The 15,682-nt window shown below is 41.7% G+C and carries 15 protein-coding genes; 3 read left to right on the top strand and 12 right to left on the bottom strand.

From position 1 onward, the window contains the following. Positions 1-162: 162 nt before the first annotated feature. Complete coding sequence (locus tag A3775_RS13885; protein ID WP_066380372.1) at positions 163-1,416, top strand: HhoA/HhoB/HtrA family serine endopeptidase; 1,254 nt, start codon at positions 163-165, stop codon at positions 1,414-1,416. Positions 1,417-1,590: 174 nt separating this feature from the next. On the opposite strand, the gene A3775_RS13890 is transcribed toward A3775_RS13885, so the two are convergent. The 6 genes from A3775_RS13890 to A3775_RS13915 all read right to left on the bottom strand — a co-directional run bounded on the left by A3775_RS13890 (position 1,591) and on the right by A3775_RS13915 (position 8,233). After that, entirely contained in the window at positions 1,591-1,962 is a 372-nt protein-coding gene (locus tag A3775_RS13890; protein WP_015138028.1) for a sulfite exporter TauE/SafE family protein, read from the bottom strand. A 25-nt stretch (positions 1,963-1,987) separates the two neighbouring features. Next, on the bottom strand, positions 1,988-2,953 hold the full coding sequence (locus tag A3775_RS13895; protein WP_066425436.1) for an acetamidase/formamidase family protein: 966 nt from the start codon (positions 2,951-2,953) through the stop codon (positions 1,988-1,990). Between the two features lie 257 nt (positions 2,954-3,210). Further along, on the bottom strand, positions 3,211-3,879 hold the full coding sequence (locus tag A3775_RS13900; RefSeq protein WP_066425438.1) for an AIM24 family protein: 669 nt from the start codon (positions 3,877-3,879) through the stop codon (positions 3,211-3,213). Positions 3,880-4,027: 148 nt separating this feature from the next. Next, on the bottom strand, positions 4,028-5,812 hold the full coding sequence (locus tag A3775_RS13905) for a M61 family metallopeptidase (protein WP_066425440.1): 1,785 nt from the start codon (positions 5,810-5,812) through the stop codon (positions 4,028-4,030). Between the two features lie 345 nt (positions 5,813-6,157). Continuing rightward, a complete protein-coding gene (locus tag A3775_RS13910; RefSeq protein WP_066380365.1) occupies positions 6,158-6,844 on the bottom strand; it encodes a Crp/Fnr family transcriptional regulator in 687 nt (228 codons plus the stop codon). A gap of 195 nt (positions 6,845-7,039) precedes the next feature. Then, entirely contained in the window at positions 7,040-8,233 is a 1,194-nt protein-coding gene (locus A3775_RS13915) for a pilus assembly protein PilB (RefSeq protein WP_066380363.1), read from the bottom strand. 78 nt (positions 8,234-8,311) lie between these two features. Here A3775_RS13915 and A3775_RS24285 point away from each other — a divergent pair, with 78 nt between their 5' ends. Both A3775_RS24285 and A3775_RS13920 read left to right on the top strand, forming a co-directional pair. Next, the gene (locus A3775_RS24285; protein WP_156481637.1) at positions 8,312-8,479 is read left to right on the top strand and encodes a hypothetical protein; all 168 of its coding nucleotides are present in this window, start codon (positions 8,312-8,314) and stop codon (positions 8,477-8,479) included. 303 nt (positions 8,480-8,782) lie between these two features. After that, the gene (locus A3775_RS13920) at positions 8,783-9,022 is read left to right on the top strand and encodes a hypothetical protein (protein WP_066380361.1); all 240 of its coding nucleotides are present in this window, start codon (positions 8,783-8,785) and stop codon (positions 9,020-9,022) included. A gap of 77 nt (positions 9,023-9,099) precedes the next feature. On the opposite strand, the gene A3775_RS13925 is transcribed toward A3775_RS13920, so the two are convergent. The 6 genes from A3775_RS13925 to A3775_RS13950 all read right to left on the bottom strand — a co-directional run bounded on the left by A3775_RS13925 (position 9,100) and on the right by A3775_RS13950 (position 15,542). Further along, the gene (locus tag A3775_RS13925; RefSeq protein ID WP_066425442.1) at positions 9,100-9,945 is read right to left on the bottom strand and encodes a lysophospholipid acyltransferase family protein; all 846 of its coding nucleotides are present in this window, start codon (positions 9,943-9,945) and stop codon (positions 9,100-9,102) included. 125 nt (positions 9,946-10,070) lie between these two features. Beyond that, a complete protein-coding gene (locus A3775_RS13930) occupies positions 10,071-10,994 on the bottom strand; it encodes an ABC transporter permease (RefSeq protein ID WP_066425444.1) in 924 nt (307 codons plus the stop codon). Positions 10,995-11,037: 43 nt separating this feature from the next. Then, the gene (locus A3775_RS13935) at positions 11,038-12,096 is read right to left on the bottom strand and encodes an ABC transporter permease (RefSeq protein ID WP_066425446.1); all 1,059 of its coding nucleotides are present in this window, start codon (positions 12,094-12,096) and stop codon (positions 11,038-11,040) included. 133 nt (positions 12,097-12,229) lie between these two features. Next, a complete protein-coding gene (locus A3775_RS13940; protein WP_066425448.1) occupies positions 12,230-12,868 on the bottom strand; it encodes a histidine phosphatase family protein in 639 nt (212 codons plus the stop codon). A gap of 145 nt (positions 12,869-13,013) precedes the next feature. Then, a complete protein-coding gene (locus A3775_RS13945) occupies positions 13,014-14,486 on the bottom strand; it encodes an ABC transporter ATP-binding protein (RefSeq protein WP_066425450.1) in 1,473 nt (490 codons plus the stop codon). Then, entirely contained in the window at positions 14,487-15,542 is a 1,056-nt protein-coding gene (locus A3775_RS13950) for a BMP family protein (protein ID WP_066425452.1), read from the bottom strand. Between the last annotated feature and the right edge of the window lie 140 nt (positions 15,543-15,682).

Raw genomic sequence — 15,682 nt, forward strand, 5'->3', positions numbered from 1 at the left:
CTAATGACTAATGACTAATGACTAATGACTAATAACTAATGACTAATGACTAATAACTAATGACTAATTTTTCATCACACTGCAACAGGCGTGCAACAAAACTGCCATAAACGATATCTACAATAGGGAATACATATAAAATAAATATCCTTGCAGACAGCTATGCAAAACCAAGTACACGACGAATCACAACCTTTAAATAATATTTCTGCTAATAGCAAACTCCAGAATCATGCACCTTGGAAAAAGGCGGCGGCTTCCTTTTCGCTAGTGCTGCTAGGCTCAGGTATGACTTTAGCCGGTGGTTATTTAGCTGGAAATCCGCAACTGACTAAAACTGCTTCTAACTTGGCTGTGAGTCGAGTAGATGCAGCCCCACCTTTACCCAATGGTACAGATGCTAACTTTGTTACCCAAGTGGTGCAGAAAGTTGGCCCGGCTGTAGTTAGAATTGAGGCTTCTCGCACAGTGAGAAGAGCTTTACCGGATGAGTTTAATGATCCGTTTTTCCGTCGCTTCTTTGGTTCACAACTGCCACCAGCCCAAGAGAGGGTAGAACGGGGTACAGGTTCCGGTTTTATTATCAGTCGTGATGGTAGCATTCTCACCAATGCTCACGTAGTGGATGGTGCAGATAGGGTGAGAGTTATACTCAAGGATGGACGCAGCTTCCAAGGTAAGGTATTGGGGAAAGACGAATTAACAGATGTGGCGGTTGTGAAGATTCAGGCTGATAACTTGCCGGCAGTCACATTGGGTAATTCTGACAACCTACAACCAGGAGAATGGGCGATCGCAATTGGTAATCCTTTAGGTTTAGATAATACAGTGACAACAGGTATTATCAGTGCCACTGGACGCTCCAGCAATCAAATCGGCGCGCCTGATAAGCGTGTAGAATATATTCAAACTGACGCAGCTATCAATCCTGGTAATTCTGGTGGGCCTTTACTCAATGCCCGTGGTGAGGTGATTGGGATGAATACAGCCATCATTAGAGGCGCACAAGGCTTAGGTTTTGCCATTCCCATCAAAACTGTACAACGTATTTCTAACCAATTGATCGCTACAGGCAAAGTTCAGCACCCTTACTTGGGTATTCAGATGGTGAGTTTAACACCTCAGATCAAGCAAAATATCAACTCTGATCCCAATAGTGGTTTGACTGTGGATGAAGATAAAGGTGTCTTAATTGTCAGAGTCGTCCCTAATTCACCAGCTGCTAAAGCGGGGATACGTGCCGGTGATGTGATTCAAAGACTCAATGGCCAATCAGTCAAAGATGCTACCAGTGTTCAAAGAGCAGTAGAAAATACTCAAATTGGCGGACAATTACAAGTAGAAGTAAAACGCAACGGGCAGAATCTCAATTTAGCTGTACGTCCTGGTGCTTTTCCTACTCAGCGAGTGCAGTAAGTAGAAAAAGACAAGGGAGATGCGGAAGCTAGAGGGGTAGGGGAGCAGGAAGCAGGGAGCAGGGAGCAGGGAGCAGGGGGAGAAGAGTTTCGCCATTTCTCCCTGCTCATATCTCCAATTCCTCTTCTTTTCCCAGTCCCCAATCCCCAATCCCCAATCCCCAATCTCCAATCCCTAACGCCCTACCAAATACCGTAAACCAATGAGTAGCAAAAATATGCCATACAGCTTTTTCATGGTTGCACTGGTAATAAATGGTTGATTAGCAAACAATGCTCCAAACAGATTTCCAATCAATAAACCTAAAGCAATGATTGCCGCGTATTTAATATCAATTTTGCCCTCACGATAGTAAACTGCTGCGCCTAACAGTCCAATTGGTAAAATTTGAGCAGCGATGGAAGTACCAGTGGCAAATTTTTGATCTAACCCTAATAACAACACCATTGCTGGCACCATAATTGCACCGCCACCGATGCCAAACATCCCACCAGCAACACCAGCTACTAAACCAATCAGCAACAGTTGAATGAGTAAATTAGACATGGAAAACTGTAAATTGTGTGGTTAACTATAAACTGATTTTATGTGACAAGATTGCTTTGGGTAACAGTCCATGAACACCTTTATGTGGACTGTTGACAACTTGTGTGATGCGAAAATTCACCGCTAAACTACATAAAACATAGGCATCTTCTGGAGTCAAATTTACAAAATGCTCTAAAAAATCAATCATATTTTTGAGAGCTAATTCTAAGGCTGCATCTAAAGTGGCAGCAAATCCCATTGTGATAATATCAGTTGGTGTTTCTGCTATGGGTGTTGTTAGTTGCAAATCTTTGCGGAGTTTAATTTGAATGCGGCCATTCATGGAAGTTTCGATGGCGGTAACGTTAACTTCGCCGTCTCCCTGTGCTGAATGTCCATCACCAATGGAAAATAAGGCACCCGGAACGAAAACAGGTAGGAACAAACGAGAGCCTGCTTGTAGTTCGCGGTTATCAATATTACCACCGTAACAGCCTGGGGGAATGGAAGAGCGAGCATCTTCTGGAGTTGCGACACCAAGGATACCAAAAAAAGGTTTGAGTGGGATTTTAATCTTGCTGTTGTGGGGAAATTCGGCTGTGTTGTTCACTAAGTCTAAGGGAATGAACCGCAACGCTGGTTGAGTAAATTGATGCGGTAAGGCTCCCCAACCGGAACGAATGGCGTTGAAACCTACTGGTAATCTGGGTGCGATCGCTTCTAATTTTACTTCTAAAACGTCCCCTGGTTCGGCATCCCGTAAATAAATCGGCCCTGTGAGTAAATGGGGGCCTGCTGCTATTTTGCGTTCTGGTGCTAGGTTTTGGCAAATATCCAGAAATTCTGGTGTGAGAAACTCTGGTGGTGCTTTGTCGTAAATGTAGTAACCTGTGTAAGTCTCTACGTCAATGGTGTCACCTGAATCAATCGTCAGTGCAGGTTCTAGCAGATGGGAAAAACCCCCTAGATGCACTGTTGATTTAGTGGCTTTTAATATATGATGTGTCATTCTCTGGGTTAATTAGGGGCGGGTTTACTGATATGCTCGTTAATAATTGATGATATCTGTAAACCTACCCCTAGTTGATGAACCCCGAATGTTAAATAACTTTGCTTGCTTGGCAATTGCATAGAAAGCATAACGTAATTAGCATAGTTTTCTTGACTAAGTAATCGGATAAAAGGAATTAAAATCTTAAGATAAATGATGACTCATATAAATGCTTAAATTTTAATTCCTTGTATTTTCAAATTAATTGATGATTATTATCTAGAATTTTTGGGAATGGTGGAGATGATTTGGCGTAACATCATCACTTGCCAATAAGGTACAGGTGTAATTAATACAGTACCAGTTCCTTCAAAAGTATTGACTAAAAATTCACCAGAAGTCATTGAACCTAATAGAGATTTGGTGGCTTTTTCCACGCGGTAATTTAAGCTAGGTGTGCGAGCGATCGCAAAGTTACCATCCACTACTAATCGCTCATTTCGCAAGTGTATCACCTCTACTGGCCCTTGCGCTACCATGACCACTTTACCTCTACCTTTAACTTTGGTTTGAAATAAACCTTCACCACCAATTAAGCCAGATATAAATTTGTTGCGCTCAATTCCTACTTCTATTGTCCCATCACTTGCCCAATAAGCACCACTATCTAAAATCCATTCATCTCCATCTAATTCTAAAATGTGATACCCAGACAAAGAAGGCTCTAAATATAATTCACCTGTACCTGTATAAGTCGGGCGGAAAATATTTTCTCCTGTGGCTAGAGATTTTAAAAATCCACCTGCTGACGGGGCTTGCGATTGCATTGTGATGTTGCCACGGATATAGTACATAGCACCTGATTCTGTGCGTACTGTTTCGTTTTGCAAAGTTATTTTAACTAACCGCAAACTCTCTTTTTCAATAATTTCAAAGTTTGCCATTGTGCTTTCCTGAATTTTACTAACGTTGCAGAATTTACATACATTTGTGGCATTTATTTTTCTAAATGGCAAGTTAAAAATAAAGTCAGCCTTGGATGAGTTTTCAGGCTGACTTTATTTTTAGATATCAAAAGAAATGTTAACTTGATTAACAAACAGTGGAGAAAGGTACACCTAACCAGCCAGCAAAATTTTCTTGTTGGATGGGTTCAGCATTCTTGATAGGCAAAACCTGATATTTGGTAGGGCGTGGTTGAGCTAGGGTGACAGTATAGGTACGCAATTCATCTTGATGGAAAACTGTCACCTCAATTGTATCATTTGGTTGATAATCTTTGAGGCGATCGCTCAACTGATGGGCTGTGACTTTAATGCCGCCAATCGCTAGCAACTCATCACCTGCGTCAATTCCTGCTATTTGTGCTGGGGAACCTGCTTCCACAAATTTAATAGTTTCCCTTCCATGTTCAGTATTTACCTTCACCCCAAAGTAAGGTTCTTCTTCCTTTTCTGTTACCACCTGCAACCCAAAAGGTTTGAGGTATTCATTAAATGGTAATTCGTCAGTGCCATCAATGTAGCGTTCACAGAAATCTGTCAAATCTACACCGGCGACAGATTCGATTACAGCCTGTAACTGTTCGGGAGTATAGCCAATTTCTGCTTGCCCAAATTCATACCACATTTGCCGCATCACATCGTCCAAGGAACGCTGATTGTGATGACGCGCCCTAATCAGCAAATCTAGCAATAAGGAAACCATTTCTCCCTTCAAGTAGTAGGAAATTTGGGAATTATTACTATTAGCATCTGGGCGATAGAGTTTAATCCAAGCGTCAAAACTGGATTCAGATAGCGATTGCACCTTACGCCCTGGTGTCGTCAGAAATCTAGTAATTTCTTTACTCCAGTAATTTAAGTATGACTTGGCATCATAAATTCCTGCGCGTAAAGGAATCAGCAAGTCATAGTAACTTGTTGTGCCTTCACAAAACCATAGAGACGTTGTGTAGCTCTCTTGGTCGTAATTAAACAGTTCTAGAGGTTTGGGACGAATGCGTTTGACGTTCCACAAGTGAAAGAACTCATGGGCTACTAATTGCAAGAAACGTTCATACTTATCTTGAGAGCGAAATCCAAACCGTTGATAAATCAAAGAGCAACAGTTTTTATGCTCTAATCCGCCATAGGCTTGAGCAAACAAGTGTACTAAAAAGATGTAGCGATCGTAGGGCAAACCGCCAAATATCTCGGCTTCGACTGCGATGATTTTTTCAATATCCCTAATTAGTGGCTGGACTTGAAAATTTCCCTGTCCCCAAATTGCTAATTCATGGGGTTTGCCTAACACCTGAAAGTGATGTAACTGGTGTTCACCGATTTCAAAAGGACTATCAACTAGGGTATCAAAATCAGCAGCGTAGAAAGTATGAGACTGCTCACCAATTGTAGGTAAGGCAGTAGTGACTAACCAATGAGGATGAGGTGGTACGACTGTGACCCGTATAGGTAGATTTTCGCAACCCAGTGGTTGCAAAAACAGAGCAGCCCCGTTAAAATAACCGTGGGTAGTGTCTAAATGATTTGTTCTTACTGATAGCTCATTGGCAAAGATGCGGTAACTGATTGTTACTTCTGAGACACCTTCTTTAGTGATCTGCCAGTGGTTTTTACTAATTTTCCGCCAAGGTAAAGGCTGCTCTCCGGCACAAGCACTAAAGTCTTGTAAGTTCTTGGCGTACTCTCGCACCAAGTATGATCCTGGTGTCCATACCGGCATTTTTAAGTCAAGAATTGATGACGTATGGTTTACAATTTGTAACCTGACATCAAATAGATGCGTTTCTGGTTGGGGCATTGCCACCTGATAATGAATCGTCGGCACGGTTTCCTGAACGCCAATATCGATACGAGGTGCTGTTGCTTCAGTCATCTGTAGTTTAGAGTGATAAATTCCGAGTCAAAAGTCAGTCCATAGATAATAGTTAATAGTTCACGGTCAATAGTCAATAGTTATTCACTATTGACTCAGCACTCAGAGATGCAATCAAACCAGATACTACAACAAAGATAACCTGAGAAAGAACACCCTTGGTGAAATTACCCAAGGCTGTTGATTCTAGATCAAACACTAGAGCATCTGACTTATATCAACAAAACACGACTTTTTCTAGGGCATTTATAAAATAAATATTAAATTATTCAGATATTATACTTATTAACTCATAAAATTAACCAAGAAGATTTAATTAATCAATCAACCATCAGGCTCAAGTGATCATCCGACCTTGCCTGCCAGATTCATCAAATGTTTAAAGTTGATGAGTTCAATAGTGCTGTTGGCATTGTCAATTTTGATCCAACCTTTTTCATGCAGTTTTTCCATAATTTTAGTTGTTTCTTCCAGGCTAATTTCTGTCACCTCTGCTAAATCCTTAAAAGGTATATTAAAAATTTCCTTACCTGTGTCTAATTCATAACCATAGCTTTCGCCTAAACTCACTAGGGTATGGGCGAGTTTGACAGCAGGTGGTGAAGACCTCAGTTGTAAGCGTTGGTTAATCTGTCGTAATCGCCGCACCATTAATTGCAGCATTCGGTGATGTAACTGGGGATCTTTAAACAGAATTTGAATAAACCTTTCTCTGGAAATACTCAGTAATTTTACTGTTGACAGAGAAACCACATCTGTAGACCGTGGAGACTCATCCAAAATCGCCATTTCGCCAAAGAAATCACCTCTACCCAAAATTGCCAAAGCCACAGCATGATCGCCACAGGTGCGTCGGACTTTCACCCAGCCAGTAACTATGAAGTAAACTGCGTTACCCCAAGCATCTTCCATGACTACAGCCCTGCCGGCTGGATATTCGTGTTCAGTTGCCACGTTGATCAGCCATTCTAAGGTTTGTGGGTTGGCTGTACTCAATAAGGGGAAAATATCACTAAAAACCTCTGTTTGCATGTAATATCTACTAAAAATAAATTTGGAAAGGGAAAATTAACGGCTATTTTGAAGTTTTCCAACTACAATCTGACAAGAAATGCCACAAAAAGTATGTAATAAATTTAACTGGAATATCTCTAGAAGATACTCTAGCTTTAAATTACAAGATAACAATTGTGTAGCAGATCGCAATCAGAGGTTCTACTGACAAAACTAGGATTGATCATCTCTTGGTAACTGCTTATTTGCTGTCAGTGTTTTGATTTGTTGATCGAGGTTTTCTACTAAGCGATTGAGCGCAGTTATGGCTTCTGATTGTTCTGATTTACGGCTAGGATTCAGCAACAGTCTTTGGTGCAATTCATGCAATTTATGGCTGAGTTGTTGAGCAATTCCAATCACATCTCGACGGAGATGGGCTAACTGTTGTTTTTGATAAAATTTTAAAGCGGCTCCTCGTAGCACTTGTAATGTCGCCTCTTCGCCGTTCACTCCTGGCATCACCCGGATACGTAATAACACAAGATTTTGTTGATATAAGCATTCTTTCTCTATCTGTCTTGGTTCTGTTAATCTAGTCACCGGAAAAGCCGCAAAACGCTTTAATTCGTTGAGTACCCCTTGAAAAACTGAGAGGGGCAGATTTTCTAATACAGTCTGCACAACTCCGTTGTCACTCCAAAGAATTCTTCCTTGGTAGGGTTGTCTTTCTAAATATAGACGACCAATTCCGCCACTTAATACTCGCCCTAGTAGTTCTTCTAATAATTTTTTCGGTGGTAAATGTACAAGTGTTTCTAGACTGCTAGATATATCTGTAGCGTCCACCTGTAACACAGTCACACTGTTGAAAATTACGCTTTCTTCTATTTGATGATTGTTAGTTGGAACAACGCCAGAATTTTGAGTGGAATTCGCGGCAGTTGGGGGAACACAACAATCTGTTGACTGCCCACAAGAGTGATCAGTATTTGGTGAGTGCCTCTGTTGTTCGGCTGTTGTCTGTGTATTCTGTTGTGCAACGCCTGGTAATGTTGGTTGTGCTGCTGGTTGGGGTTCTAGGGGAAATGTATTTTTATAGTTGAGGTAGGCTGAGAGAAGATTGCGGTGGGTGTCGGCGGCTATTGCTTGTGTCACCATGATGTAATTGAGATAGGACACAATGCGGCTGACATAATCTAAAGCCCCGCTATCTTCTGGGTGTACCATCCCTAACGATAGCTGATTGTTTTCTATCCTCAGAGGCAAGATTTGATGATACAGACAAGCTTCAAAGGATAAGAGACTATCAATCAGTTGAAATATTTGCTCAGGTTCAGGTTCCTGTTCGCCATAGTTGGGAGTTGTTTGGAGCAATTGCTGTCTACTTGCTCCGGTATCAGCTGGTTTGCCCTCTGAAGACCACATAAGTATGCTTGCTTAGTATTTTTGATATTTTATTTTGCTTTATATTAATTAGCACTCAGTCATGTATCACAACTCTTAATGCGTCTCTACAAACGGTTGATCATACGGGCTAAAAGCATCAGGAGTTGTGACCGTTTGCTGTTGTTTCATGCCTACCTGGGTGACGGCGATCGCCCGACTAACCGTCACTTTACTATAACCGGCGATCGCTCACCAATGATGGCCAGTTCACAACACTTGAGTTAGGTTACTTCAACGTTCATATCTACTAGATACAAGGATTTACTAGGGGATTCATGCTGAAATTTGGTGATTGGGTTTTTTATTAGTTGATTACATCTGCAAATTCCCCAAATTATTGCTAAAATTCTGTTAATCAAGCCTTTTTGCCTACCTAATTTACTCCGGTAAATTCAATTTTATTTTCACAAAATTTGATAATTCGTCATATTATGATGCTTCTATCTTGAGAATGAAGGAAAATTACTCTGAGATTTCCTAGGCTTGTATTCATGTCATGAACTTTAATTTCAAGATAGGAGTACCAAGATGGCAACAGTAATGAATAAAGCTGAGTCGAATACAGGCACTAAAAACGAACACTTCGATTTGATTAGTGTGATTTACCACTCTCTCGAAGGTGCCGCAGTCTATGAACAATATGTTCAAGATGCTAATGCCTGTGGAGATAAAGACTTAGCCAACTTTTTCCAAGAGGTAAAAGATACGAATTGCCGACTAGCAAATCGGGCAAAAGAACTATTAGGACAGCGTATTAGCAAGAGCTAATCTTTTGCGGTAGATCACCACAGGCAGGAGGAAGAAGTTGACATATCTTCTCTCCTCTGCCTTTTTTATGAGGTATTTTAACGTTTTTGATGGAGCATTACTAACTGATCTAATTCTTGCTGCATTTTACTTTTAACTAATTCATAGCATTCATTGACATACTGGCGATCGCTCGCTGCTTCTGTGCCATACCGGGCAAACACAATTGGTGGACACACCCGTGTTTGAATCGATACTGGGAAGGGAATGTTGGGTAATGGCCCGATAGCTAATCCCCAAGGCAAACCTACATAAATGGGAAATACTTCGGGATCAACATTAAATAACCAAGGCATCCCCCACTCATGCAAGCGTTGCATGAATTTGTATAAATCAGCTAATACAATTAGTGTATCATGCGCTCCATAAGAAATCGCCGGTACAATTGGCACATTTTCCCGTAATGCTAGCTTGATAAATCCTTGTCGTCCAGCAAAATAGATTTTGTTACGCAAAGAATGCGGTCGAAAAACGTCTTCTGCGCCACCGGGATAGACTAGGACACTAGCACCAGAACGTAAAGCGGCGATCGCCATTTTCGGATGTGCGATAATCGCACCAGTCTTAGCAATCATTTGCGCTACTTGGGGGGTAACTTCCCAGACTTTCGGGTGCATTAACCCATAAACAGGCCGTTCTACGCCAAATCGGCAAAACCAGTCATACATCATCATCAGCATATCCGGGGCTGCTAGTCCGCCATTGTGGGAACCGACGATTAAGACTTTTTCCTGTGGGATGTGATGCCAGCCACTGGTTTGCACGCGAAAATAATAATGGTATAACAGACCCAACAGGGGCATGATAGATTGGATAAACTGGGGATCTCGCTCATCCAAAGACCATCCGGGTTTAGTGTTTTGGTGATGTTGCTTTTGTAACATTCAGGCATCTTAGCAAAGTCAAACGGGAAAAAGCAAAATTGGTCACAGCAGCTACAATCCCATGATCATTTTAGCCTGCCCTACGGGAGACTCCAGAGATGAATTAATCAGAAATGTCGTGTAATTTAATTATTTTGACGGTTTTCTGGCAAATAAGGAACACCTAAACTTTTTGGAGGTGTAGATTTACCAGCGAGTCCGAGTAAGGCGAATAAGGCGATCGCATAAGGTAACATGACTAGAAATTGATAAGGGATATTCACACCCAAGCCTTGAATGCGTAACTGTAAAGCTTCCGTCCCGCCAAACAGCAAACAAGCTAAACTAATACCGAGAGGATGCCATCTGCCAAAGATAACGGCGGCGATCGCAATAAATCCTTTACCTGCACTCATCCCTTCACTAAAGAATTGTACCTGCACTAAAGCTAGATAAGCTCCTCCCAAACTGGCAAGACAACCACTGAGAATTACAGCACAGTATCGCACCATTGCCACTGATACCCCAGAAGTCGCCGCCGCTTGGGGATATTCCCCCACCGCCCGCAAAGTTAGACCAAAGCTGGTATGATATAAAACATAAATACTTGCAAGCACCACCGCCAGCAAAAAATAGACTAGGATATCTTGCTGAAATAATAACGCGCCGAGGATGGGAATATCAGCTAACCCAGGCATGATTATCGGTTCTATTCCTGGTAGTCTTTGAGTGCTACTACCGTTAAATACTAACCGCGCTAAAAACGAGGTGAAGCCAGCCGCTACTAAATTAATCGCTAACCCGGAAACTAATTGGTCAACGTATAAAGTTATACTTAAAAAAGCATGGAGTAATCCGACTAAACCCCCAGTTAGCAAGGCGGCTGTTACTCCCAGCCAGGGATTACCTGTGTAAAATGTGACAGATGCGCCTGTGAAAGCTCCTGTTAACATCATGCCTTCTAAGGCGATATTTAGCACTCCTGAGCGTTCTGAGTACATCCCCCCAAGGGCTGCAAAGGTTAGGGGTATGGCTAAACGTAAACTGGCGATGAGGTAGTCAGAAATCATAAACTTCTTTTTAAACGCGGAGGTTCGCGGAGGGTACTTTGCGTTAAGCCTCTGTGTTACTTTGTGTTTTGATTCTGATTTTTGTTTCGATGGCGAGGCTGATGGCGATAAATAGGACGGTTAATCCTTGGATGGCGTACACTACGGTTAGGGGTACTCCTGCGCTGCGTTGCATGACGTTGGCACCACTGCGAAGGGTGGCGAAAAATAGGGATGTTAAGATGACTCCGCTAATACTACCACGACTTAAGAAGGCGATCGCAATGGCATCGAAGCCATAACCGGGTGAGATTTGTTCAAATAAGCGATACTTTAAGCCCATGACTTCTGATGCGCCGGCTAATCCGGCTAAACCACCTGCTACAGCCATGACTAGGATGATGGTGCTTTCTACGGAAATTCGGGCGTAACGGGCGGCTATGGGGTTGAATCCGACGGCGGCGATTTGGTATCCTAGGGGCGATCGCTCTAATATCACCCACAAGATCCCGGCGGCTATTAAACTCAGCACGATTCCAGCATGGGCTAAACTTTGGGGTAAGATGATTGGTAGTTGTGCTGATTTCGCTATGATTGGTGAGTAAGGACTGGGTGCGGCTGGTGCTTTTAAGGGATGCTGTACTAGGTAGCTCACTAAGTTGACGGCGATGTAATTGAGTAGCAAGGTGGTGATCACTTCGTTAATTCCCTTGACTGCTTTGAGATAACCAGGTATTCCACCCCACACTGCACCAAACAAAAATCCAGCGCAGAGTGCTAAGGGTATATGAATCAATGCAGGTAGTTGGGGAGTGTATAAACCGATTAATGTGCTTCCTAATGCACCAAGGTAAATTTGTCCTTCGCCACCGATGTTAAATTGACCTGCTTTTAGTGCTACTAATACGCCTAAGCTGGTAAATAGCAGTGGTGTCATTTTGGTGAGGGTGTTCCCTAAGCCGAAGTAGGTAGTCAGGGATTCTTGAAATAAGGCTGTGTAAGCGGTGATGGGGTTTGCACCTGCTAGGGCAATGAGAATTGCACCGACTATCAGGGCGCAGGTAATGGCAATTAGGGGTGATAATATTGGTAGCAGGAATTTAGCACGCTTGGTTTTGCTCATGATGCGATGGTTGCTACCCCTCTACTTCCAAAAATCAGTGTCGAGCAATATCTGGAATGGGAACTTTTACAAGAATGGCTTTATGAATATTTGAACGCAGATGGACGCAGATAAACGCAGATAGTTTTATCTGTTATGTTCCCTGACGGCAGCGAAGATGCTCTGGTATGTGATGGCGATCGCCTAATGTTTCTAATAGGGGGCCATTTACGTCAAATTTTACCATACTTACTGACGCTACTAGAATATTTACTCGGTAGCGATAGCGTCCTAAATCAATTCCTAGTAAACTGCAAAGCATAATCCGAATCGTGGCTTTATGGGAAACTACTAAGACGTTACCTTGGGGATGTTTTTCTTGAATTTCCGCAATTACTGGCATAGAACGGTTAGCAATCTCTACCGCCGTTTCTCCACCTATGGGTGCGTTCCAAGCGGGTTCTGTCATCCATTTTAGATAGTTTTCTGGGTAGTTCTCTTGAGCAAAGGATTTACTCTTGGTTTCCCATTCGCCATAACTACCTTCTCTGATTCCGTCACGCAATTGCATATCCATTCCAATAGCTTCACAAAGCGGTTTGGCTGTTGCTACTGTGCGCTTCATCGGGCTAACATAGACGGCTTCCCACTTCAATTTTTGATATGTATTGGCAAAACTCTCAGCCATCTGTATTCCTTCTGGTGTTAATTCTGCATCAGTTGCACCGCAGAAATTACCACTTTGACTAAAGGTAGTTTCTCCATGTCGCAGTAAATATAAATTGAGTGTCATGGTTTGTATGGCAATTGAGATTTAGGAGTTTGTGCAAGAATAAACTACCATCAATCTGGCAATCCATTATGTGATACTAGGACAAACTCATCAACTAAAAAAGTCAATCAACCACAAAATTGGGAAATCAAAGTTTCAGCTTATATTAGATGTTTTCTCTTGTCATCCCCCCAGCCATTAATAAACCAATTTCTTCTACTGTGGCTGTGTCTGCATCTAGTATCGTCACAAACTCACCTCTGTAGATTACCGCAATGCGATCGCTCATGGCGATGACTTCTTCTAACTCAGTCGAAATATACAATATTCCGGCACCGCGATCGCGTTCTGTTAACAAGCGTGAATGTACTGCACCTGTCGCGCCTACATCTAACCCCCTTGTCGCTTGCATGGCGACGATTAAATCGGGTTCTCCTGTCAATTCTCTCGCCAAAACTACTTTTTGCTGATTTCCCCCGGAAAGTTGACTTACTTGTATATCTTCCCCTGTCGCTCTAATATCAAATATTTGCATGGCGTTTGTGGTATGATGTTTAATAGCGGCCGATTGCAATAAAAAACGACGACAAAACGGTAAGTTTTTAAAAGCTTTTAAAATTAGGTTTTGGGCAATATTAAACTGCAACACTAAACCCATTTTTTGTCTATCTTCGGGTATATATCCTACTCCCTTCCTCGCTGGTAATTCAATTTTCCCCGTCTTTATCTTTCTTAAACCTGTTATCGCATCGGCTAATTCTTTTTGTCCATTTCCATCTACACCCGCAATCCCTAAAATTTCCCCGGCGTGTAGTTGAAACGACACATCACGCACAGCCAAAACACCCCTATCGTCTGCAACTTGCAAACCCTGAACAGATAATATTACCTCTCCCGGTGATGGTGCAGATTTATCAATTTTTAAAGCAATTTCACGCCCTACCATTAATTCTGCTAACTGCTGCGGTGTTGCGTCTTGAGTGTTTGTATTGGCGATGACTTTACCCCGTCGCAATACTGTCACCGTATCGCAGAGATTTATCACTTCTTCTAACTTATGACTGATAAAAATAATTGTGTTACCAGCAGCAGCTAATTGGCGTAAGATATTAATTAATGATTCTACTTCCGGTGGTGTGAGAACTGCCGTTGGTTCATCGAGAATTAATAGTTTAGCTTGGCGATACAGCACCTTGAGAATTTCTACTCGTTGTTGGATACCGACGGGCAAATCTTCTACTTTCGCTTCTGGGTTAATTTCTAAGCCATAAGTTTGGGATAATGCAGCTATTTCCTGTTGTTTTTGGCGGAGATTTAACCGCCAATTGTTTGCTGTACCTAAGATAATATTTTCAGTGACAGTTAACTGCGGTATCAGCATAAAATGTTGATGAATCATGCCAATACCCAGTTTAATCGCTTCATGAGGTGAGTTGATTTTAACTGCTGTATCTTGCAGATAAATTTTTCCAGCATCAGGTTGATATAGTCCACTAATAATATTCATTAAAGTGGTTTTTCCTGCGCCATTTTCACCTAAAATTGCATGAATTTTGCCAGTGTCAACATTCAGGCTAATATTATCGTTAGCCACAAATGAGCCAAAGCGTTTGGTAATGTTTTCTAAACGTAAATCCATTTAAGCTGTTGCTTTTTTCACACAACGAGTAGTTTTACCTGCGTCTTGACAATTTTCAAAAGTAATTTTTTTATCTATAATTTCTTGCTTGACTTGTAAAGCATTTTGTTGTATTTTTTCATTAGCTGCAACACCAAATTTACCTAAAGTCAATATATCTGGTCTTTCTAAGCCAATTTTATAGATTTGTCCGGTGATTTGTTGGTTTTTAACTAATTCTGCTAAATAAGAAATTGCTATATCTAAACGTTTAACCGCACTGGTTAACACGGCTTGTGGTGCGACATCTAGCTGGTCTTTGGTATTACCAAAAGCGTAAATATTTTTATCGCTGGCTGTTTGTAAGACTGCGGCTGATGCACTATCTAACCATTGATAAATTACGTCTACATCGGCAGAAATTAAAGCAAGTGTGGCTTCTTTAGCTTTAGCAACATCATTCCAATCACCTGTGAAGGTTGAGACAATTTGAATGTTAGGTTTAACAGATTTCGCGCCTAATTCAAATCCTCGTAATTCGTCTTGAGTTGCGGGGAATTCTTGCCCAGCAATATAAGCTAATTTATTAGATTTAGTGACAGATGCGCCAATGATGCCACATAAATAACTACCTTGCAGATGGTCTATTCTTAAAGAGGCGATATTTTCACCTTGAAGATTGCCATTTACACCGACAAAAAAGGTTTTAGGAAACTGTGGGGCGACTTGTTCAATAGCTGCGTCAAATTGTCCACCGTGGGCGAATACTAAATTATAACCTTTACGAGCAAAGTCTGTTAAAACTTCTGTTTGGTCGGCTTGGGCGACTTGTTCGACATAGGCGACTTCTGCATTTAGCTGTTGTTTAGCTAAGTTTACCCCTTCATAACCAGACTGATTCCATGCTTGATCGGTGATAACTCCAGGGAGTGCGATCGCTATTTTAAACCCTGCGTCGCCACTTGTCGCTGTTGGTGTTTGCGTTTGGTTACTACTACAAGCTTTTAATAGCAAGCTGGTAGCAAAGGTAGCTGAACCATATACGAGAAATTGACGACGGCTAAAATTGCAAGTCATATACTAACCTAAAAATTTATAGTCATTTTAGTTATGAGAATACTTTAAGGTCGTAAGTGTAATTTGTGAAGATGTGCGCTGATTTTCTGACTGTTGAGTGAGGACAAATTAACTTCAGGTAGTCACACTGAAACAGTATA

Origin of the sequence: Anabaena sp. 4-3, assembly GCF_001597745.1 — a bacterium.
Classification (GTDB): Bacteria; Cyanobacteriota; Cyanobacteriia; order Cyanobacteriales; family Nostocaceae; genus Trichormus.